The sequence below is a fragment of the Tessaracoccus yangjingae genome, from assembly GCF_055326235.1.
Map to the genome: position 1 here is coordinate 47921 of NZ_JBUZNN010000013.1, position 20494 is coordinate 68414.

Below are 20494 nucleotides of genomic sequence, written 5' to 3' on the forward strand. Positions count from 1 at the left end.
CGAGTACACCCCCCCGTCCCTCCACGGAGGACCCCCAACCAAACCCGCCACCCGCCTCAACTCCCCCCACCAGCCAGGCCGGACAGGCGAGGGGCCGGGCGGTCGCCCGCCCGGCCCCTCGTCGATCAGTGGATCAGTGGTTCAGTGGATCAGCCGTTGAACAGGGCGTTGACCTGCTCGTTGGCGGCATCCAGGGAGTCCGCGTCGGCCGCGCCGGTGAACACCGCGTCGACCGCCGGCTGCATGATGCCGGTGATCTGCGAGGCGTAGTCGGTGATCGGGAAGAGGAACGTGGTGCCCTCGTTCACGTGCACCAGGAACGGCTCCACGTCGATCCCGCGCTCCGCGAAGGCGGCCTGGGCCTTCTCGGTGGCCGAGGGGATGGCCGGGAAGACGACGCCGGCCTCGCCGACGAGGTCCTGGCAGGCAGCGGAGCCCAGGTACTCGACCCACTTGATGGCCGCGGCCTTGTTGTCCGAGCCGGACCAGACGGAGTCGGCCAGGCCGTTGTACATGGAGGCGCGCTCACCGGAGGGGCCGACCGGGGTGGGGGCAAGGCCGGTCTCGATGCCGGTGTAGCCGAACATCTGGTTGATCATCCACGAGCCGTTGGTGATCATGGCGTACTTGCCCGCGCCGAAGATGTCGCCGGAGCTCTGGCCGGTGACGGCCTCGACGGTGGGCATGTAGCCCTTCTCGGCCAGCGACGCCATCCAGGAGATGGTGTCCTTGAACTCGGCCGCGTCGTAGTTGTACTTGGTGCCCCAGGGGTTCTTGTCGGTGATGGTCCAGCCGGTGGTGCCGGAGTACATGCTCCACTGGGTCTGGCCGTTGCCGCCGCCCGAGCCGCCGTCCAGGCCGAGGCCGTAGACCGCGACCCGGTCCTTGTCGAAGCCGGGCTCGTCGCCGCGCACGCCGTTGTTGTCGATGGTGAGGTGGGCGATCATCTCCTCGTAGGTGCCGCCGTCCTCGGGGTTCCACTCGAGGGTGGCGAGCTCGGCCTCGTCGACGCCGGCGTCGGCGATGAGGGCCTTGTTGTAGAAGATGGCGACGGTGTCGAAGTCCTTCGGCAGGCCGTAGCGCTCGCCGTCCTGGCCGACCCAGAGGTCCGCGAGGCCCTCCTGGTAGTTGGAGACGTCCACGCCGTCGGCGTCGAGGGTCGCGGTGAGGGCCTGCAGCTGGCCCTGGGTGACGAACTCGGGGTACTTGGACAGGTGGTTGGTGAACACGTCCGGGGCGGTGCCGGCGACGAAGCCGTTGGTGATGCCGGACCAGTAGTCGTCCCACGCGTACTGGGTGATGGTCACCGAGACGCCGGACTCCTCCTTGAAGTCCGCGGCGCACTGCTCGTAGGCGGGCTTCTGGTTGTTGTCCCAGAGCCAGTAGTCGATCTCGCCGGAGGCCGCGCTGGTGTCGATGGCGTCGCCGCCGCCGGTCGTGGCGGCGGGCTCGGTGTCGCCGCCGCAGGCGGTCAGCGACAGGGACAGGGCGGTGACGGCCGCGAGGGCGGTGCCGGCCTTGCGGAGGGTGAACTTCGGCATTGCATTTCCTTTCAGGAAGGGTGGGGAGAGAGGACGGACGGAGGACGGAGGCGGCTGGATCGGGCTACTTGCTGCCCGAGTAGCCGATCGAATCGATGATCTTGCGGGCGAAGGCGAAGAACAGGATGAGGACGGGGATCGCGGCCACCAGGGTCGCGGCCATGAGACCTGCCCAGTCCGGCGAGCCGGCGGGGGTCTGCGAGCGGAACACGCCCAGCGCCACGGTGAGCACCTTGGTGTTCTCCGAGTTGCCCACCAGCAGCGGCCAGAAGTAGTCGTTCCAGGTGCCGATGAAGGTGAGGATGGCCAGGGTGGTGATGGGGGCGGTGCTCATCGGGAGGATGATCCGGAAGAACGTGCGCCAGGGGCCCGCGCCGTCGAGCGACGCCGACTCCTCGATCTCCCGGTTGATGCCCAGGAAGAACTGGCGAAGGAAGAAGATCGCGAACGGGGTCATGAGGAACGACGGGAGGATCATGCCGGGGAAGGTGTTGAGCAGCCCGAGGTTCTTGATGAGGATGAAGTTGGGGAGGCTGGTGAAGATCGGCGGCACGAGCAGCGCCCCGAGGAAGATCCCGAACACGACGTTGCGGCCGGGCCAGCGGAGCCGGGCGAAGGCGTAGGCCGCCATCGCGGAGAAGAACACCTGGCCGATGGTGACGGCGCCGGCGTAGATGACGGAGTTGCGCAGGTAGAGCCAGAAGTTCACCGACGCCCCGGAGCCGCCCTCGGCGATGGCCTCCTCCTGGGTGGCCAGGCCGAGCACGCGCCTGAAGGCGCCGAGGGTGAAGTCCACCGGGAGCAGCGACGACGGGTCCGACGACAGGGACCTGGTGGTGGACAGCGCGGTGCGGAGCATCCAGTAGAACGGGAAGAGCGACAGGATCAGGAAGGCGATCATCGCCGTCCAGGCGAGGATCCGTCCCGCGCTCCACTTCTTCCGGGCGCGCTTGACGGGCGCCTCGGTGGTGGTGTCGGCGTGAGCGATGGTGTCAGCGTGATTGGCCATGACGGGTCTCCTTACGCCAGGTCCGACTCGCCGGCGCGCAGCATCCGCAGTTGGATGGCGGCCAGGGCGGCGAGGATGATGAAGAGGATGACGGCCAGCGCACTGCCGTACCCGAACTGACCTTCACCGAAGGCCTTCTGGTAGATGTAGTACTGCATCACGCGGGTGACGTTGACGGGTCCGCCTCGCGTGGTCACGGCCACCGTGTCGAACACCTGGAACGAGCCGGTGACCGTGATGACCAGGATCATCGCCAGCACGGGGCGCAGCAGCGGCAGCGTCATCCGCCAGAACGACGTCCACTCGGACGCGCCGTCGATGGCGGCGGCCTCATAGATGTACTTGGGGATGGTCTGCAGGCCTGCGAACACCAGCAGCGCGGTGTAGCCCATGTGGCGCCACACGTTGACGAAGGCGATGGTGGGGATGGCCCACATCTCGTCGGCGAAGAAGGCGATCTTGGACAGCCCGAGCCACTCGATGGCCTGGTTGATGAGGCCGATCTGGTAGTCCAGCAGCCAGAACCACAGCATGGCGGCGATGACGTTGGAGATCAGCCAGGGCAGGAGCAGGGCTCCGCGCAGGGCGATCGACTTGGTGAGCCGCTGCATCATCACGGCCAGCAGGATCGCGATGACGGTCTGGAAGCCGATGTTGAGGATCACGTAGCCCGTGGTCACCCACATGGCGTTCCAGAACAGCGGGTCTACGGCGATCTTCTCGAAGTTCTCCGTGCCGATCCAGGTGGGCGTGCCCAGGATGTTGTACTGCGTGAAGCTGAAGTAGACGCCGCGGATGGCCGGCACGAGGTAGAACACCACGAAGCCGACGGCCGCGGGAAGGATGAACAGCATCGCCGTGCCGAGCTCGCTCCTGCGCTTGCGGCCCGAGTCGAGGCCTTTCTCGATGGTTCCTGTACTCACCACATTCCCCTCTTTGGGATTGGCCCCCGGCATCTCTGACGGGGTTGTGCGGGTTTGCATGATGGAATCTACACGCGTCACATCGTGAGCGCAACATCCCGTTACCGAATCGTTATCGGGCAGAATTGACGCTTGCGTTGGCCCCCACCTGGGTGCAACCATGATGTCTACATGCGTAGATGATCGACGGACACCGCAGTTCCACGCCGCGCCGGTCACTCCCCCACCAGCACCGCTCAGATCCAGGAGGATCCTCACCATGAGCCATCGCGTCCACGCGTTCGTGACCCTGTCCGCCGAGGGGGTCGGCGTCGTCGTCGACCTCACCGACGGCAGGCTCCCCGCACTCCTGCACTGGGGCCCGGAACTCGGCAGCCTCACCCTCGACGATGCGGCCGCGCTCGCACTCAGCGCCGTCCTGCCGGTGGCACCCAGCATGGTCGACGACCCCACCCGCCTGGCGATCCTCCCGGAGCACTGGGCGGGCTGGATGGGCCGCCCCGGGCTCAGCGGGTCCCGCGCCGACGGCGCCGCGTGGTCGCCGAAGTTCGTCACCCACACCCTCCTCGTCGACGGCGTGGAGACCGACGCCGGGGCCGAGCAAGCCACCCTCGTGGAGCTGGGCCTGGGCAGCCTCACCGTGCTCGCCGCCGACGACGTGGCCGGCCTCGAGCTGGCGCTCACCCTCGAACTCACCCCCGGCGGCGTTCTGCGCAGCCAGGCTCGGCTCACCAACACCGGCGACGACGACTACCGCGTCGACGACCTGATCCTCGCCTACCCCGTCCCCGCCGTCGCCTCCGAGCTGCAGGACCAGGCGGGCCGCTGGGCCAAGGAGCGGGTGCCGCAGCGCCGCGCGTTCACCGTGGGCGCGCACGTCCGCGAGGGCCGCAAGGGCCGCACCGGGGCGGACGCCGCAACGGTCCTGCACGCCGGCGTGCCCGGGTTCGGCTTCGCCGACGGCGAGGTGTGGGGCGTGCACGTGGGCTGGTCGGGCAACCACACCCACCTGGCGGAGCGGAACTTCACGGGCGAGCAGGTCATCGGCGGCGGCGAGCTCCTGCTCCCCGGCGAGGTCACCCTCGCGCCGGGCGCAGCCTACGAGTCCCCCTGGCTGTACGGCTCCTACGGCGTCGGCCTCGACGAGGTGGCGCGCCGCTTCCACCGCTACCTGAGGTCGCGGCCGCAGCACCCGTCGACGGTGCGTCCGGTGACCATCAACGTGTGGGAGGCCGTGTACTTCGACCACTCCCTCCAGCCGCTGCTGGAGCTCGCGGAGAAGGCGGCCACCGTCGGCGTGGAGCGCTACGTGCTCGACGACGGCTGGTTCGGAGGCCGCCGCGACGACCACGCCGGCCTGGGCGACTGGGTGGTGTCCCCCGACATGTGGCCCCAGGGCCTGCACCCGCTGGTGAACCGGGTCACGGAACTCGGCATGCAGTTCGGGCTGTGGTTCGAGCCCGAGATGGTCAACGTGGACTCCGACGTGGCGCGCGCCCACCCCGAGTGGATCATGGCCACCGGCTCCCGGCTGCCGGTCGAGACCCGCTTCCAGCAGGTGATCAACCTGGGCATCCCCGAGTGCTACGCCTACATCCGCGACCAGATGCTCGCCATCCTGGCCGAGTACGACATCAGCTACATCAAGTGGGACCACAACCGCGACCTCGTCGACGCGGGAACCCACCCCCTCGGCCAGGCGGGCGTGCACGCCCAGACCCAGGCCGTCTACCGGCTGATCGAGGAGCTGAAGGCCGCCCACCCCGGCCTGGAGATCGAGTCCTGCTCCTCCGGCGGCGCCCGCGTGGACCTCGGGATCCTGCAGCGCACGGACCGCGTGTGGGTCTCCGACTGCATCGACCCGCTGGAGCGCCAGCAGATGATGCGGTGGACCCAGCAGCTGTTGCCGCCCGAGCTGTTGGGCTCGCATATCGCCTCGGGCACCTCGCACACCACGGGCCGCACGCACGAGCTCAACTTCCGCGCCGCCACCGCGATCTTCGGGCACCTGGGAATCGAGTGGGACCTGCGTCAGGCGTCGGAATCCGAGCTGGAGGAGCTCACCGAGTGGGTGACATTCCACAAGGAGCACCGCTCGCTGCTGCACGGCGGTGACCTGGTACGGCTGGACTTCCCCGACGAGTCGCTCACCGCCACGGGCGTCGTCGCGCCGGACCGGTCGCGGGCCATCTTCTCCTACGCCGCCGTGTCGACGTCGGTGACCAGCCTCCGCGGCCGGCTCCGGATGCCGGGGCTGGACCCGAAGCGCCGCTACCGGGTGTCGCCTGCGCTGGTGGGCCGGGTCCCGTCAGGGCTGCGCCCGCCGTCGTGGTGGGGCGTCAAGCGCGACATGACCACCGAGACGGTGGACCTCACCCACGGCCGCCCGCCGAAGCTGGTGCCCGTGGCCGACCAGGCAGGGGTGGTGCTGCCCGGCAGCGTGCTCGCGTCCGCCGGTCTCATGGAGGCCTCGGTGCACCCCGACCACGCGCTGATCTACCTGGTCGAGGCCGTCGACTGAAACGTCGTGCGGCCCATACCGGCCGCGGCCCTACGCTTGTCCACACCAGAGTTGAAAGGAGTGCGATGTCCAGCGAAGCGGCTCGCGTCACGCGCGGCGCCACCCGCGACGACGTCGCGCGCCTCGCGGGCGTGAGCTCCGCCGTCGTCAGCTACGTGGTCAACAACGGTCCGCGGCCGGTGGCCGAGGCCACGAAGCAGCGGGTGCTCGACGCCATCGACAAGCTCGGATACCGCCCCAACGCCGCCGCCCGGTCGCTCATCATGGGCCGCTCCGACCTCGTGGGGCTGATCGTCCCAGACGTGCGCAACCCCTACTTCGCCGCGCTCGCGCAGGCGGTCGAGGTGGAGGCGCGCGCCCAAGGCGTCAACCTGGTGCTGGCGCAGGGCTCCACCGGGCACCTGTCGGCGCTCATGGAGTCGCTGAGCGGGCACCTCGTGGCGGGGATCATCACCGCCGCCGTCCCGGAGGGGGCGGCGCTCGAGGTGGTACTGCGGAACAAGATCACGATGGTGCGGTTGAGCCTCGTGCCGCCGGACGTGGACATCACCTCGGTGCTCCCGGACTTCTACGGAGGGGCGCGGGCGGCCGTGAGCCACCTGGTCGAGGTGCACGGGCATCGCCGGATAGCTCTGGTCTCGGGCTCGGACACGCCGACGGACCACCGGGTGCTCGACGACCGCGAGCGGGCCTGGCGCGACGTGCTCGCCGCCGCGGGCCTTCCCACGGACGCGATCATCCGCGTGAACTGGTCGCTGACCGCCGGCCGCGAGGCCGCCGTGACGCTCGTGCGGGACTTCCCGGACTGCACGGCGGTGTTCACGATGTCGGATCAGCAGGGCATCGGCCTGATCGCCGGTCTGCACGAGCTCGGCAAGGCCATCCCGGGCGACATCGCGATCACGTCGTTCGACGGCTCCCCGGAGGCCGAGTTCACCTACCCGCCGTTGACGACGGCGAGCGTGCCGATGGCTGCGATGGCGAAGGCGGCGGTCAGGCAGCTGCTCCACCCCGGCGGCAGGGGCCAGGTGTTCGCCCCGGAGCTGATCCTCCGCCGGTCCTGCGGCTGCTGACCTGCGCGGACAGCGGGTTCGCCCTGCCACGCAACGTTCGCCCCGGCTCGGCAAGCCTGCCGCCGTCGAGCTGCCGACGCTCCCGTGACCTCCCGCACTCCCGCCCATAGGCTGATTGGACCTCACCCCACCAGGAGGCCCTCATGTCACCACGACCAAGCGCTCGCCTGCTCGCCCTGACCGCCACGTTGGCGATCGGGCTCACCGCCTGCGGAGGTGGAGACGCCGTCGACCAGGTGCAGGACGCCGTCTCCGATCTCTCCAGCGCGGCCGAGAACATGACGCCGATGACCAGCGCGGAGGCTGAGGAGATGGTGTCCGAGGCCATGGAGGACATCTCAGACGTCGCGAGTTCCCTGGAGGACATGCAGAGCGGCGGCTCGGCGTCGATCACAGTCGGGGACGAGACCTGGGCGTTCGATGGCACCCTGTGCGCGTTCGGGGCTGACGAGGCCGGCCAGGAGGGAGTGCAGTTCAACCTGTCGGCCATCGCCGACGGGTTGCAGCTCTACATCTCCATCGACGAGTTCGGACACACCGTCAGCATCAACGACATCGAGAACTTCGAGGATCCGCGGGTCAGCTGGGAGGCCGGCTTCGGGACCGACGAGGAGTTCATCATGCTGGACGGCAAGAATGTCAGCGGCGAGGCCGACTTCATGAACCTGGATGAGAACTCGACGGAGGGGGTCGCGGGCAGCTTCGCGGCCACCTGCCCATGAGCCGCCACACCGCTACCGCTGGCTGAGGCGCGGCCCCTCACCGCTGGCTGAGGCGCGGCCCTCACCGCTGGCTGAGGTGCCGCGAAGCGGCCTCGAAGCCTAAGAAACGCAAGCTGACAAGGAACGTCTCCTAGGTTTCGAGGCTCGTCGCTACGCTCCTCACACCTCAACCAGCGGGTCACGGCTGAGGCACGGCCCCTTACCGCTCGCTGAGGCGCGGCCCTCACCGCTGGCTGAGGTGCCGCGAAGCGGCCTCGAAGCCTAAGAAACGCAAGCTGACTAGCAAAGTCTCTGCGGTTTCGAGGCTCGTCGCACGCTCATCGCACCTCAACCGCCGGGGTATGACTCAGAGGGCGGCCAGCCGCTCGTCCAGCCGCGACCTCACCTCGGGCGGCACCCCGAACAGAACGTCCGCCAGCCGGCACCCCTCGGTCCACGACGTGCGGCTGAAGAAGCCCGTCGCGTACCCGGGAGCGAACGCGGTGAGCTCGTCCCGGATGGCCGCGACCGCGGCAGGCCGGTCCACCAGTTCCGCCAGGCTCGAGCGCACCGACAGCACCCTCGTCGGCTCACGGAACAGCGGGAACTCCCCCTCGAACCGGTGCTGCCCAGACCCGACGACGACCGTCTCGGACCCCGGCAGCCGTACCTCGGCCGTGGCGTTCGGCGGCACCACGACGTCGGCCACCAGCGCCTCGCCGTCCCGCCGCCACGACACCGACGCCCGCCCGTACGGCGTGTCGTGCTCCGCCCGCGCCCAGTCGATCCCCGGCACCGGGGTGGGCTGCACGAGCAGCACCGAGCCGCCCGGCGCCAGCGGCGACAGCCCGCCGAGCGAGCGGTGCAGCCAGTCCGCGACGGAGCCGAGCGCGTAGTGGTTGAACGACGTCATCTCGCCGGGGTTGATGGACCCGTCGGGCAGGATCGAGTCCCAGCGCTCCCAGATCGTCGTCGCGCCCATGGTCACCGGGTAGAGCCAGGAGGGGCAGTCGGTCTGCAGCAGCAGCCTGCCTGCAGCCTCGGCGTGGCCGGTGTCGGTGAGCGCCCCGAGGATGAGCGGTGTGCCGACGAAGCCCGTCGCGATCCGGTAGCCGGCGGCCCGGACGCGCTCCGCGAGCCGGTCGCCGAGCGCCTGCCGGAGCGCGGGCTCGGTCACCAGGCCGAACCCGATCGCCAGGGCGTAGGCCGTCGGCGCGTCCGACATCATGCGGCCGGCGGGCGTGACGTACGCGGCGCGGAAGGCCGCGGCCACCCCGTCGGCGAGGGATCCGAACCGGGCGGCGCCGTCGTGGCGGCCGAGCACCTCCGCCGCGTCGGCGACCACCCGGCAGGACCGCGCGACGTACGCCGTCGCGACGATGTCCCGCGACACCTTGGACTCACCCGGCGCGTCCGGGGGCGACGTCGGGTCCAGCCAGTCGCCGAACTGCATCGACCCCTCCCACAGCAGGTCGTCGCCGGCCTGCTCGAGGAGCCTCTCTGCCCAGGCCCGCATGGAGTCGAACTGCTCGGCCAGCACCTCGCGGTCACCGAAGCGCTGCCACAGGGCCCAGGGCACGAGGGTCGCGGCGTCGCCCCACGCGGCGGTGGGCTTGACCTCGTCGGCCAGCGCGTCGGGGATGACGAACGGGACCAGCCCGCCGTGCGCGGCCTGCTCGACGGCGAGGTCCCTCAGCCAGTCGGCCAGGAACCCGTCGCAGCCGGCCAGCGTCGTCGCGGTGGGCGCGAACACCTGGATGTCGCCGGTCCAGCCGAGGCGCTCGTCGCGCTGGGGGCAGTCGGTGGGCACAGACAGGAAGTTCCCGCGCATCCCCCACACCACGTTCTCGTGCAGCCGGGTGACCAGGGGATCCGAGCATTCGAAGGTGGCCGTGAGCGGCATGTCGGTGTGCAGGACGCGCGCGGTGAAGGCGGCCGGCTCGACGTCGCCCGGCCAGCCGGAGACCTCCACGTAGCGGAAGCCGTGGAACGTGAACCGCGGCTCGAGCTCGACGGGGCCGCCCGGCACGGTGAACGTGTCGGTCTGGACGGCGTCGCGGAGCGGCCGGGTGCCGAGCTCGCCGTGCTCCAGCACCTCCGCGTGCCGGAGCGTGACGACGGTGCCCGCCGGGAGGTCCGCCCGGACCCGGACGCGTCCGACGAGGTTCTGCCCGAAGTCCAGCACGGTGGCCCCCGACGGCGTGGCCAGAACCTCGCGCACCGGCACCTCCTGCGTGCACCGCACGGGCGGGGCGAGTTTGGGCACCGGCGTCAGGGCCACCTCCTCGACCCGCACCGGAGCCCAGCCGAGGGGATCGGCACCGGCCAGGTCCCAGCCAACGAGTCGCCTCCGGAGGTCGACGGTCTCCCCGCGGTAGATGCCCGAGTCGACGATCTCCAGGTCGCCGCGGGCGGACCACTCCGGGCCGGTGGCGATCACCCGCTCGGAGCCGTCGGCGAAGCGGAGATGGAGCTGGGCGGCGTAGCTCGGCTGCTCGCCGTAGACCCGACGGGGACGCCCGAAGAACCCGTAGGCCTCGGTGCGCCACGCGCCCGCGAGCGTCACGCCGACCGCGTTCGCCCCCGCGGCGAGGAGCGCCGTCACGTCGTGCGAGGCGAACACCAGCCGCTTGTCGTACGAGGTCCAGCCGGGCGCGAGGATGTCGTCGGCGACGGCGGCGCCGTTGATCGTGGACTCGTGGGCGCCGAGTGCCGTGGCGTAGAGGACGGCCTCCACGGGCGCCTCGGGCAGCTCGAACTCGTGGCGCAGCCAGGCTGGCTGCGCCACCCTCGACGGCTCGGCCAGCCCGACGAAACGCGCACACCATTGGCCGTCGGCCAGGAACCCCGCGCGGACCTCCAGCGGGTCGCTCCACGGGGTGACCGAGCCGTCCGCGCCCGCGGAGCGCACCCGAATCGTCCGGCGCTCCCGCGGCGCAAGCGGGGCCAGCGGCCACGGCACCCCGTGCGACGCGGGACCCTCGAGGCGCACGACGGCGTCACCGTCGTGGATCTCCGCCCACGCCTGGGACCAGCCGTCGCGCACGCCCATGGTCCGCCAGCTCAGGGACGGGGTCGCAGTGGTGGCAGTAGCGTCGTGGTGGCGCGACAGCAGCAGGCTGACAGTGGGGTTCTCGGGCATGGATTCCTCTCGCGGGCCGGCGCGACCGCGCGCCGTCGCCCCCACGGTACGTGAGCCGTTGAAAATATTCCAGTATCAATATTTTGTTGCGCGGTGGGCGGCCGTCACAGCTCGACGGTGACCATGCCCTGCATGTAGCGGCGCACGTCCTCGACCATGTCGACGCCCTCGAGGTCGTTGAGCCACAGCAGCTGAAGCCCCTCGACCATGGCGGTGATGGAGATCGCCGCCTTGCGCGGATCCACCTCGTCGCGCAGCATGCCCAGCGTCCGCATGTCCTCCAGGGCCCCGGACGTCTCGCGCACGATCATCTGGAACCGGTCGCGGAAGTGCTGATGCGCGGGGTGGTCCGGGCTGGTCGCCTCGCCGGCGAGCACGGTATAGAGCCTGATCAGGTCACGTTTGTCGTTGTTGCGACGAGAGATCTCCAGCAGGCCACGCAGGAACTCGACGTCGCGGCGGCCGCCGAGGATGTCCTGGGCCGTCTGGTCCCGCCTTTCGAACACCGCCACGAGCATGGCCAGCTTGGACTCGTAGTGGTGCAGGATCCCCGGCTGGCTCATCCCGGCCTCCCGAGCGATCTCGGTGATGGTCGCGTTGGTGAAGCCCACGCGCACGAAGACCCGGAACGCGGCGTCGAGGACCTCCTCGCGCCGCTGCGCGCTCTTGCGGTACTCACCCCGGACCCCTGCCATACCGGGACCTTAGCACCGCGGAATGAAAATATTGACCTTCACAGATTTTCGTTCTACAGTCCTCTCAGCGAGCGGGTGACCCGCCGCAGACTTCACCGACGAAGACCCCCCAGAAGGGAACCCATCGATGTCCCGCATCCTCAAGGCGATCGCCCTCGGCGGCGCCGCAGCCCTCGCCCTCACGGCGTGCTCAAGTGGCAGCGCCTCCACCCCCTCGTCCACCGGCGACGCCTCCACCTCCGGGGCGGCAGCCGCCGGGCGCGCCGCCAAGCTCACCATCGGCGCCGTCGTCGACGTCGCCACCTGGAAGGCCGCCGACGCCGACTGGGGCAACACCGCCACCTACTACATGGCCGTCTACGACACCCTGCTGCGCACCGCCGCCGACGGCACCGTCGAGCCCGGCCTCGCCGAGGAGTGGAGCTACGACGACACCATGACCGAGCTCACCCTCGAGCTCCGCGACGGCGTCACCTTCACCGACGGCACCGAGCTCACCGCGGACCTCGCGGCGCAGAACCTCCTCCGGTTCCGCGACGGCGCCTCGCCGAACACCAGCAACCTCTCCGCCGTGACCGACGCCACCGCCGTCGACGAGGACACCCTGCTGGTGTCCCTCGAGCAGCCGGACCCGGCGCTGCTGACCTACCTCAGCCAGAACTCCGGCCTCGTGGCCGCCGCGTCCACCTTCGACGCCGCCGACGCGCAGACCAACCCCGTCGGCTCCGGCCCCTACGTGCTCGACGCGGCGGCCTCCACCATCGGCTCGAGCTACACCTTCACCGCGCGCGAGGACTACTGGGACGCCGACATCCAGCACTACGACGCCCTCACCATCAACTACTACGCCGACGCGTCCGCCCTGCTCAACGCCCTGCGCGACAACCAGGTGGACATCGCCAACCTCAACTCGGTGAGCCAGATCCCCGACGCCGAGTCCGCCGGCTACACCATCAACCAGGCCCCGGTGAACTGGAAGGGCCTGATCATCGCCGACCGTGGCGGCCAGGTCAACGAGGCGCTCGCCGACGTCAAGGTCCGCCAGGCCATCAACTACGCCGTCGACCGTGAGGGCCTGCTGCAGGGCCTCGAGTCCGGCTACGGCGAGGTCACCACCCAGATCTTCGGCCCCGGCACCGAGGCCTTCATCCCCGAGCTCGAGGACGCCTACCCCTACGACCCGGAGAAGGCCAGGCAGCTGCTCGCCGAGGCCGGCTACCCCGACGGCGTGACCATCGTGATGCCGCAGACCGGCTTCGTGCCCCCGTCGGAGCCCGAGCTGATCGCCGGCGTGCTGGCCGAGTCCGGCATCACCATCGAGTACGAGCAGGCCGGCGAGGGCTTCATCGGAGACCTGCTGGGAGGCAAGTGGGCCATGTTCGCCTTCGGCCTCAACCAGGAGCCGATGGCGTGGATGACCTACCAGCTGGCGATCTCCCCCGGGTCCGCGTGGAACGTCTTCCACCAGCCCGACGAGACCGTCGCGGCGCTGTCCGAGCGCATGCGCCTCGGCGGTGACGACGCCGACGCCGCGGCCAAGGAGCTCAACGAGTACATCGTCGAGCAGGCCTGGTTCGCCCCCTTCTACCGGGTCCTCGGCGTCATCGTCACCAACGACGCCACCACCGTGACCATGAAGGACGGGCAGGCCGTGTCCAACCTCTGGGACATCGTCCCGGCCTGATCCCTCGAGAACCCTGGAGGGCGTACACATGCTCACGTTCATCGCCAAGCGGCTGCTGACGGGCCTCGGCCTCGTCGCCGCGCTCAGCGTGCTCACCTTCTTCCTGCTGCAGTTCGGCAGCTCGGACACGGCGCGCCACATCGCGGGGCAGACCGCCACCGAGGAGGCAGTGGCGCAGGTGGAGGCACGGCTCGGGCTCGACAGGCCCGTGCTGGAGCAGTTCGCCTCATGGGCGGGCAACGCCCTCCAGGGTGACCTCGGTCTCTCCTGGTTCAACGGCCAGCCGGTGACCGAGGCGGTCTTCTCCCGCATCTCGGTGACGGTGTCCCTGGCCGTCGGGTCGGTCCTGCTCACCGCCGTGATCGGCATCGTCCTCGGAGCGCTCGCGGCCACTCGCCGCGGGTGGCTCGACAGGACGGTGCAGGTCATGGCGGTCGTCGGCCAGGCCATCCCCGGCTTCCTCATGGCCCTGTTCCTCGTCATCGTGTTCGCCATCAACCTGGACTGGTTCCCGGCCACCGGCTACACGAGGTTCGCGGACTCCCCCACCGCGTGGCTGCAGTCCATCGCGCTGCCCATCATCGCCCTCACCGTCGGCTCCATCGGCGGGGTGGCGCAGCAGGTGCGCGGCTCCATGATCGACGTGCTGGGCCGCGACTACGTGCGCACCCTGCGCAGCCGCGGCCTCCCGTCGCGGCGGATCGTCTACCGCCACGTCCTGCGCAACGCCGCGGGCCCCGCCCTCAGCATCCTCGGCCTCCAGTTCGTCATCCTGCTCGGGGGCGCGGTGATCGTGGAGCAGCTGTTCTCCATCCCGGGCCTCGGTCCGCTCGCCCTGACCAGCACCTCCAAGGGCGACCTGCCCGTCGTCCTGGGCATCGTCATCGTGACCGGCATCATCGTCACGCTCGTGAACACCCTCGTCGACATCGCGCAGGCGTGGGTCAACCCGAAGGTTCGGCTGTCATGACCACACCCCTCACCCCCGCGGCGGCCGTGCCCGTCGAGACCCGGGCCGCCCGCGGCAGCCTGCTCCGCCGCCTGATGGTGCACCCCCTGGGCGCACCGGCCCTGGCCTTCCTCGCCCTCGTTGCCGTCGTCGCCGTCATCGGCCCGTGGGTCGCGCCGAACGACCCGTCGGCCACGTCGCTGCGTCACATCTTCGCCCCGCCCGGCGGAGAGTTCCTGCTGGGCGGCGACTCCGCCGGCCGCGACATCTACTCCAGGCTCCTGGTCTCGACCTCGTTCAGCGTCGCCGGCGGCCTGCTCGTCGCAGTGGTGGCCTCGACGATCGGCGTGACGGCCGGCCTCATCGCCGGCTACTTCGGCGGCTGGGTGGACTCGCTGGGCTCGTGGTTCACGGCCCTGACGATGTCGCTGCCGTCCATCATCGTGCTGATCGCCGCCCGCTCCGTCGTGGGGCCGTCGATGTGGATCACGATGGCCATCTTCGGCGCGTTCATCTCGCCGGTGTACTACCGGGTGGTCTACAACTCGGTGCGGGCCGTCCGCGGCGAGCTGTACGTCGACGCCGCCCGGACCTCCGGCCTCTCGACGACGCGCATCATCGGCCGGCACATCCTCCTGGCCGTCCGCGCGCCAGTCATCCTGCTGACGGCCGGCATCATCGCGGCCGGCATCGGCATGCAGGCCGGGTTCGACTTCCTGGGCCTCGGCGACCCGACCATCCCCACCTGGGGCCAGATGCTCAACGAGGGCTTCTACAACATCAACCGCTCGGGCCTGTTGGTGGTGTGGCCCTCGCTGGCGCTGGGGCTCACCCTCATCGCCCTCACGCTCCTGGGCACGGCCGTGCGCGACGAGCTGGAGGGCACGGGCGAGACCAGGCGCCTCCGGGCCGCGTGGTCTCCCACCGCCGAGCCCGCTCCCGCCCCGCTGACCCACGACGCGCCCCCCACCGGCCCGCTGCTCGAGGTCGAGGGCCTGGCCGTGGCGTACCAGGGCAGCGCGGCCTGGACCACCGTCGTGCACGACGCCCGCCTCTCGGTGGCGCCGGGCGAGACCCACGGCCTCGTCGGCGAGTCTGGCTCCGGCAAGACGCAGACCGCGTTCGCGATCCTCGGGCTCCTGCCCAGCGGAGGATCCGTCGTCGACGGCTCCATCAGGTTCGACGGGCAGGAACTGACCGGGCTGTCGTACGAGGAGATGAACCGGCTCCGCGGCAGGCGCATCGCCTACGTGCCGCAGGAGCCCATGACCAACCTGGACCCGTCGTTCACCGTCGGCTCCCAGCTCACCGATCCGCTCGTCATCGTGCTCGGCATGTCGCGGGCCGAGGCGAAGGAGCGCGCCCTGTCCCTGCTGGCCAAGGTCGGCATCCCCGACCCCCGACGCACCTTCGACTCCTACCCCCACCAACTCTCCGGCGGCATGGCGCAGCGCGTCCTGATCGCCGGGGCGGTGGCCTCCCACCCAGACCTGCTCATCGCGGACGAGCCCACCACAGCCCTGGACGTCACGGTTCAGGCCGAGGTGCTGGACCTCCTGCGCGACCTGCAGGCCGAGCTGGGCATGGCGATCCTCATCGTCACGCACAACTTCGGCGTGGTGGCGGACCTCTGCGACCGCGTCTCGGTCATGCGGCAGGGCGTCATCGTCGAGACCGGCCCCACCGTCGACGTGTTCCGCGCCCCGCAGCACCCCTACACCCAGTCGTTGTTCGACGCGATCCCCACCGGAGCACCCCGATCCGCCCTGCCGGGCGTGACCAGCTCCGTTGGCCTCGGCACCGGGAGCCTCTCATGACACAGCCCCTGCTCACCGTCGACGACCTCGTCGTCGAGTACCCCGGTCGCGGCTTCCGCGCCTCCCCCTTCCGTGCCGTGAAGGGCGTCAGCTTCGACATCCGCCCCGGAGAGACCGTCGGCCTCGTGGGCGAATCGGGCTCCGGGAAGACCACCATCGGGCGCGCGATCCTCGGCCTGGCGCCGGTCTCCGGCGGCACGATCGGCTTCCGGGGCGAGGACATCAGCCACCCCACGCCGGCGCGGCGCCGGGAGCTGACCCGCGACATCCAGGTGGTCTACCAGGACCCCTACTCGTCGCTGAATCCGTCGCTGACCATCGGCGATTCGCTGACCGAGCCCATGATCGTGCGGAAGACGCCCAAGAAGGAGGCCGAGCGGCGGGTCCGCGAGCTGCTGGACATGGTCCGCCTGCCCGCCGACGCCGCGCAGCGGATGCCGCGCGAGTTCTCCGGCGGCCAGCGGCAGCGCGTCGCGATCGCCCGGGCGCTGGCGCTCGACCCCACCCTGATCGTCTGCGACGAGCCCGTCTCCGCACTCGACCTGTCCACCCAGGCCCGCGTCCTGGAGCTGTTCCTCGAGATCCAGCAGCGCACGGGCGTGGCCTATCTCTTCATCTCGCACGACCTCGCGGTCGTCCGGGAGATGTCGCACCGCGTGGCCGTGCTGCTGCACGGGGAGATCGTCGAATGGGGCGACGGCGACACCGTCACCTCCGCCCCCGAGCACCCCTACACGCAGCGGCTGCTGCTCGCCTCACCGGTGCCCGACCCGCTGCAGCAGGCCCAGCGCCGCGCGGACCGTCAGCGGCTGAAGGCCGTCCACGCCGAGCAGGACCTCCAGGCCGCGCTCTAGACCCCTCGGGCCTGCGCCTCCGGGCCCGCGCTCCCCCTCCCCTTCCCCTTCCCACCGTCGTCAGAGAGAACTCCAACACATGAGCCAGATCAGCATGCCCTCAACCTTCCTGTGGGGCGCGGCCACCGCCGGCCACCAGGTCGACGGCGGCGACGTCGACTCCGACACCACCTTCCTCGAGAACGTCACCCCGACGGTGTTCGCTGAGCCCGCCGGCGTGGCGTGCGGCGCATGGGAGCGGTGGGAGACAGACCTGGACCTGGCCGCGGGCATGGGGCTGAACGCGTTCCGCTTCTCCATCGAGTGGTCGCGGATCGAGCCCCGGCAGGGCGAGATCGACGAGGCCGCCATCGCCCACTACTCGGCGATGCTCGACGGCTGCCTCGAGCGGGGCCTCGCGCCGCTGGTCACGCTCAGCCACTTCACGCTGCCGCACTGGTTCGCCGCCCGCGGCGGATGGTTCGCCGCCGATTCCGCGGAGCTGTTCGCCGGGTACTGCCGGCTCGTCACCGAGCGCCTCGGGGAGAGGTTCGCGCTCGTCGTCACGCTCAACGAGCCGAACCTGCAGCACGTGCTCGCCGACATGCTGCCGGCAGCCGTCTGGGAGTTGAGCGCCGCCACCCTCGACGCCGCCTCGGCCACTGCGGGGGTGTCGCGGTACCGCTCGGGCAACGTCGCGAAGCTCGAGGAGATCGCCGGGCTCGAGGACGGGTTCGCGGCGGCGCACGTCGCTGCCCGGGCCGCCGTCAAGGCGGTGCGGCCGGACATGCCGGTCGGGCTGTCCATCGCGGTGGCCGACGACGTGGCCCTCCCCGGCGGCGAGGCGCACCGCGACGCGGTCCGCGCTGCCTGCTACGGCCGCTGGCTGGAGCTCGCGAAGGACGACGACTTCGTCGGGGTGCAGAACTACGAGCAGGTCCGCTACGACGCCGACGGGCGCCTCGCGCCCGCGCCCGACGCCGAGCTCAACGGCATGGGGTCGCCCATCTCGACGGAGTCGCTCGAGGGCGCGGTCCGCTACGTGGCCGAGGCGACGGGGGTGCCGGTCCTGGTGACCGAGCACGGCCTCTCCACCGAGGACGACGCCCAGCGCTGCCGCTTCCTCCCCGAGGCGCTGGCAGGTCTGGACCGTGCGCGGGCTGACGGTGTCGCGGTCATCGGCTACTGCCACTGGACGTTCCTGGACAACTTCGAGTGGGTCTCCGGCTACGGCCCGAAGTTCGGCCTCCACGCCGTCGACCGCGACACGTTGGAGCGCACCCCGAAGGACTCGTCGCGGGTCTACGCGGCAGAGATCGCGGCCCGCTCGGCCGTCTCCGTGTAGCGCCCCGTACAGTGGTGGTTTCCGGACGGTCTAGCCGCCGGAAGCCACCAGATGTTCGGCGACCATCAACTCGACGCCCAGCGGGCCCGGGTTGTACGCCACCTCCCAGCGGATGCCGTCCGGGTCGGCGAAGTACCCGCTGTAGCCGCCCCAGTCACGCTGCTGCCCCGGTGACACCTCAGACGCCCCCGCCGCCTCCGCCTCGGCGAGCACCCGGTCCACCTCCTCGGGGCTCGGCACGTTGTGCGCGAGCGTGAGCGGCACGAGCCCGTCGCCACGGCTGATGGGCCCCACCTCGGCCTCGAACTGGTCCTCGTCCCACAGCGACAACACCAGCGTGGGCGAGAGCCGCAGCATCACGATGCCGTCGGCCTCCAACGCGGGAGCCCAGCCGAGGCCGTCGACGTAGAAGCGACGGGCGGCCGCGACGTCGGTCACGGCCAGGGTGATGAAGTTCACGCGTGCATCCATGCCCACGACGCTAACCCACTCAGCGCCGTCCCCGCAGGCCCCGCGACCGCCTCTCACGCGGGGGTAGCCTGAACTCATGAGCGCCGAAGTCGCCGCCTGCCGCCGCATCTCCGTCAAGCCCGGGGAGGCGGACGCCCCGCGCGTGGAGTACGCGGACGGCGTGTGGCGGATCCGCTCCACCGAGGCGGTCCGGCAGATCCTGCGTGAGCGCGACGCCACCGCCCAGGCCGGGTTCAACTCCGAGGCCATCCCCGAGGGCACGATGGCCAACGAGCCAATCCTGTTCATGGACGGGGAGCCGCATCGCCAGCAGCGCAGCAAGATCGCCCGCTACTTCGCGCCGAAGACCGTGGCGGACAGGTACCGCGGGCTGATGGAGTCGCGGGCCGACGCCCTCGTCGCCGAGATGGTCGCGGCCGGGGAGGCGCGGCTCGACGAGGTGTCGTTGCGCTACTCCACCGAGGTGGCCGCCAAGGTCATCGGCCTCACCAACTCCAACCTCACCCGCATGGCCCACAGGCTGGAGCGGCTGTTCGACCAGCCCTCCTACGACCCGGCCACGGCCGGCAGGGAGGGCCGCGTCAAGGCCACCGTCCGGCAGCTGCGCGGCAGCCTGCCCATGGCGTGGTTCTACGCCTGGGACGTTCGGCCCGCCATCCGCGAACGCCGGAAGGCGCCGCAGGAGGACGTGATCAGCCACCTCCTCAAGGAGGGCTACGGCATCCCCGCGATCCTCATCGAGTGCGTCACCTACGGAGCCGCGGGGATGGCCACCACGCGCGAGTTCATCTCCATGGCGGCCCTGCATCTCCTGCGCGACGACGCCCTCCGGGCCCGCTTCGTCGTCGCCGGCGAGGCCGAGCGGTACGCCATCCTGCACGAGATCCTGCGGCTGGAGCCCATCGTCGGGCACCTGTACCGCAGGGCCCAGCGGGGCTTCACCTTCACCGACGGCGACGAGACCCATGTGGTGGCCGACGGCGAGCTGCTCGACCTGTTCGTGCGTCAGGCCAACGCGGATCCCGCCACCGTGGGCGAGGCTCCGCTCGACCTCTGCCCCGCACGCCCGCTGCCCAGGGGCATCGGACCGGAGGTGATGAGCTTCGGCGACGGCGCCCACAAGTGCCCAGGCAACGCCCTGGCCATCCAGGAGTCAGACATCCTGCTCACCAGGCTGTTCGCCCACCCCGTCCGCCTGGCCCGCGAACCCCGCCTGGGCTGGGACGACATCATCTCCGGCTACGCGCTGCGGGACGTGGCCGTCACCGTCGGCTGACCGGGCCCCCGTCAGGGCCGTTCAGGCAACCCCTCCGCGGCGCGGGTGCGCCAGGCTCGCCAGGCCCCGGTGGACCACAGCGCCCAGGCCACGAGCGCCGGCTGGAAGAACAGGCGCACCAGCCGCGCGTTGTCGCTCGTGAGTCCGAACGCATCCGTGCCCGCCACGTACTGCGAGACGTTGCCCGGGAAGATCGCGACGAAGAACGCCGCCGTCGTCCAGCCCACCGCCGGCCGGAGGCGGCGCGGCGCCAGGATGAGCGCCGCACCGAGTCCCAGCTCGACCACGCCGGAGGCCACCACGACGAAGTCCGGGTCCAGCGGGAGCCACGGCGGCACCTGGGCCTGGAACTCCTCCCGCAGCGTGGTGAGGTGACCGATCCCGGCACCTACCAGGGCCCCGCCGAGGAGCACCCTCCCGGCAGTCCTGAGGAGGCCGGACTTCTGCCCCGCCGACTGCGTTATGCGCGCTGGCTCTACTTCCACGCCTGAAGTATCGCGCACGCATAAAATGC

The 20494-nt window shown here is 70.6% G+C and carries 16 protein-coding genes; 9 read left to right on the forward strand and 7 right to left on the reverse strand.

The annotated features are described in order from the left end of the window. Positions 1–149: 149 nt before the first annotated feature. The 3 genes from ACZK5D_RS15160 to ACZK5D_RS15170 form a co-directional block, all read right to left on the reverse strand. Positions 150–1541 (reverse strand): ABC transporter substrate-binding protein, encoded by a 1392-nt coding sequence (locus tag ACZK5D_RS15160; protein WP_463665881.1) that lies wholly within the window; start codon positions 1539–1541, stop codon positions 150–152. 64 nt (positions 1542–1605) lie between these two features. Further along, the gene (locus tag ACZK5D_RS15165; protein WP_458994954.1) at positions 1606–2550 is read right to left on the reverse strand and encodes a carbohydrate ABC transporter permease; all 945 of its coding nucleotides are present in this window, start codon (positions 2548–2550) and stop codon (positions 1606–1608) included. An 11-nt stretch (positions 2551–2561) separates the two neighbouring features. Then, entirely contained in the window at positions 2562–3473 is a 912-nt protein-coding gene (locus ACZK5D_RS15170) for a carbohydrate ABC transporter permease (RefSeq protein ID WP_458994955.1), read from the reverse strand. 259 nt (positions 3474–3732) lie between these two features. Here ACZK5D_RS15170 and ACZK5D_RS15175 point away from each other — a divergent pair, with 259 nt between their 5' ends. The 3 genes from ACZK5D_RS15175 to ACZK5D_RS15185 all read left to right on the forward strand — a co-directional run bounded on the left by ACZK5D_RS15175 (position 3733) and on the right by ACZK5D_RS15185 (position 7789). Then, positions 3733–5994, forward strand: a complete 2262-nt coding sequence (locus tag ACZK5D_RS15175) for an alpha-galactosidase (protein ID WP_463665882.1) — start codon at positions 3733–3735, stop codon at positions 5992–5994. 65 nt (positions 5995–6059) lie between these two features. Further along, positions 6060–7067, forward strand: coding sequence for a LacI family DNA-binding transcriptional regulator (locus tag ACZK5D_RS15180; protein ID WP_463665883.1), 1008 nt, complete (start codon positions 6060–6062; stop codon positions 7065–7067). 143 nt (positions 7068–7210) lie between these two features. Further along, a complete protein-coding gene (locus tag ACZK5D_RS15185) occupies positions 7211–7789 on the forward strand; it encodes a hypothetical protein (protein WP_463665884.1) in 579 nt (192 codons plus the stop codon). Positions 7790–8135: 346 nt separating this feature from the next. Here the strand turns inward: ACZK5D_RS15185 and ACZK5D_RS15190 are convergent, their stop codons facing one another. Beyond that, on the reverse strand, positions 8136–10910 hold the full coding sequence (locus ACZK5D_RS15190) for a family 78 glycoside hydrolase catalytic domain (RefSeq protein WP_463665885.1): 2775 nt from the start codon (positions 10908–10910) through the stop codon (positions 8136–8138). A 104-nt stretch (positions 10911–11014) separates the two neighbouring features. Further along, positions 11015–11605 carry a TetR/AcrR family transcriptional regulator gene (locus tag ACZK5D_RS15195; RefSeq protein ID WP_458994959.1) on the reverse strand — a complete coding sequence of 197 codons (591 nt, stop codon included), beginning with the start codon at positions 11603–11605 and terminating at the stop codon, positions 11015–11017. Positions 11606–11732: 127 nt separating this feature from the next. Between ACZK5D_RS15195 and ACZK5D_RS15200 the strand changes: the two genes are divergently transcribed. From ACZK5D_RS15200 to ACZK5D_RS15220, 5 genes are all read left to right on the forward strand, one after another. Then, on the forward strand, positions 11733–13289 hold the full coding sequence (locus ACZK5D_RS15200; protein WP_458994960.1) for an ABC transporter substrate-binding protein: 1557 nt from the start codon (positions 11733–11735) through the stop codon (positions 13287–13289). Positions 13290–13317: 28 nt separating this feature from the next. Then, entirely contained in the window at positions 13318–14259 is a 942-nt protein-coding gene (locus ACZK5D_RS15205) for an ABC transporter permease (protein ID WP_458994961.1), read from the forward strand. Next, positions 14256–16055, forward strand: a complete 1800-nt coding sequence (locus tag ACZK5D_RS15210) for an ATP-binding cassette domain-containing protein (protein ID WP_463665886.1) — start codon at positions 14256–14258, stop codon at positions 16053–16055. The genes ACZK5D_RS15205 and ACZK5D_RS15210 overlap by 4 nt, the downstream gene beginning before the upstream one ends. Next, a complete protein-coding gene (locus tag ACZK5D_RS15215) occupies positions 16052–16909 on the forward strand; it encodes an ATP-binding cassette domain-containing protein (protein WP_463665887.1) in 858 nt (285 codons plus the stop codon). Before ACZK5D_RS15210 ends, ACZK5D_RS15215 begins: the two co-directional genes overlap by 4 nt. Before the next feature lie 79 nt (positions 16910–16988). Continuing rightward, complete coding sequence (locus ACZK5D_RS15220; protein ID WP_463665888.1) at positions 16989–18233, forward strand: glycoside hydrolase family 1 protein; 1245 nt, start codon at positions 16989–16991, stop codon at positions 18231–18233. A 30-nt stretch (positions 18234–18263) separates the two neighbouring features. Here ACZK5D_RS15220 and ACZK5D_RS15225 read toward each other — a convergent pair whose 3' ends face one another. Further along, positions 18264–18704, reverse strand: coding sequence for a VOC family protein (locus ACZK5D_RS15225; protein ID WP_463665889.1), 441 nt, complete (start codon positions 18702–18704; stop codon positions 18264–18266). A 76-nt stretch (positions 18705–18780) separates the two neighbouring features. On the opposite strand from ACZK5D_RS15225, the gene ACZK5D_RS15230 reads away from it, so the two are divergent. After that, positions 18781–19980, forward strand: a complete 1200-nt coding sequence (locus tag ACZK5D_RS15230) for a cytochrome P450 (protein WP_463665890.1) — start codon at positions 18781–18783, stop codon at positions 19978–19980. An 11-nt stretch (positions 19981–19991) separates the two neighbouring features. Here ACZK5D_RS15230 and ACZK5D_RS15235 read toward each other — a convergent pair whose 3' ends face one another. Continuing rightward, positions 19992–20444, reverse strand: a complete 453-nt coding sequence (locus tag ACZK5D_RS15235) for a DoxX family protein (protein ID WP_463665894.1) — start codon at positions 20442–20444, stop codon at positions 19992–19994. Between the last annotated feature and the right edge of the window lie 50 nt (positions 20445–20494).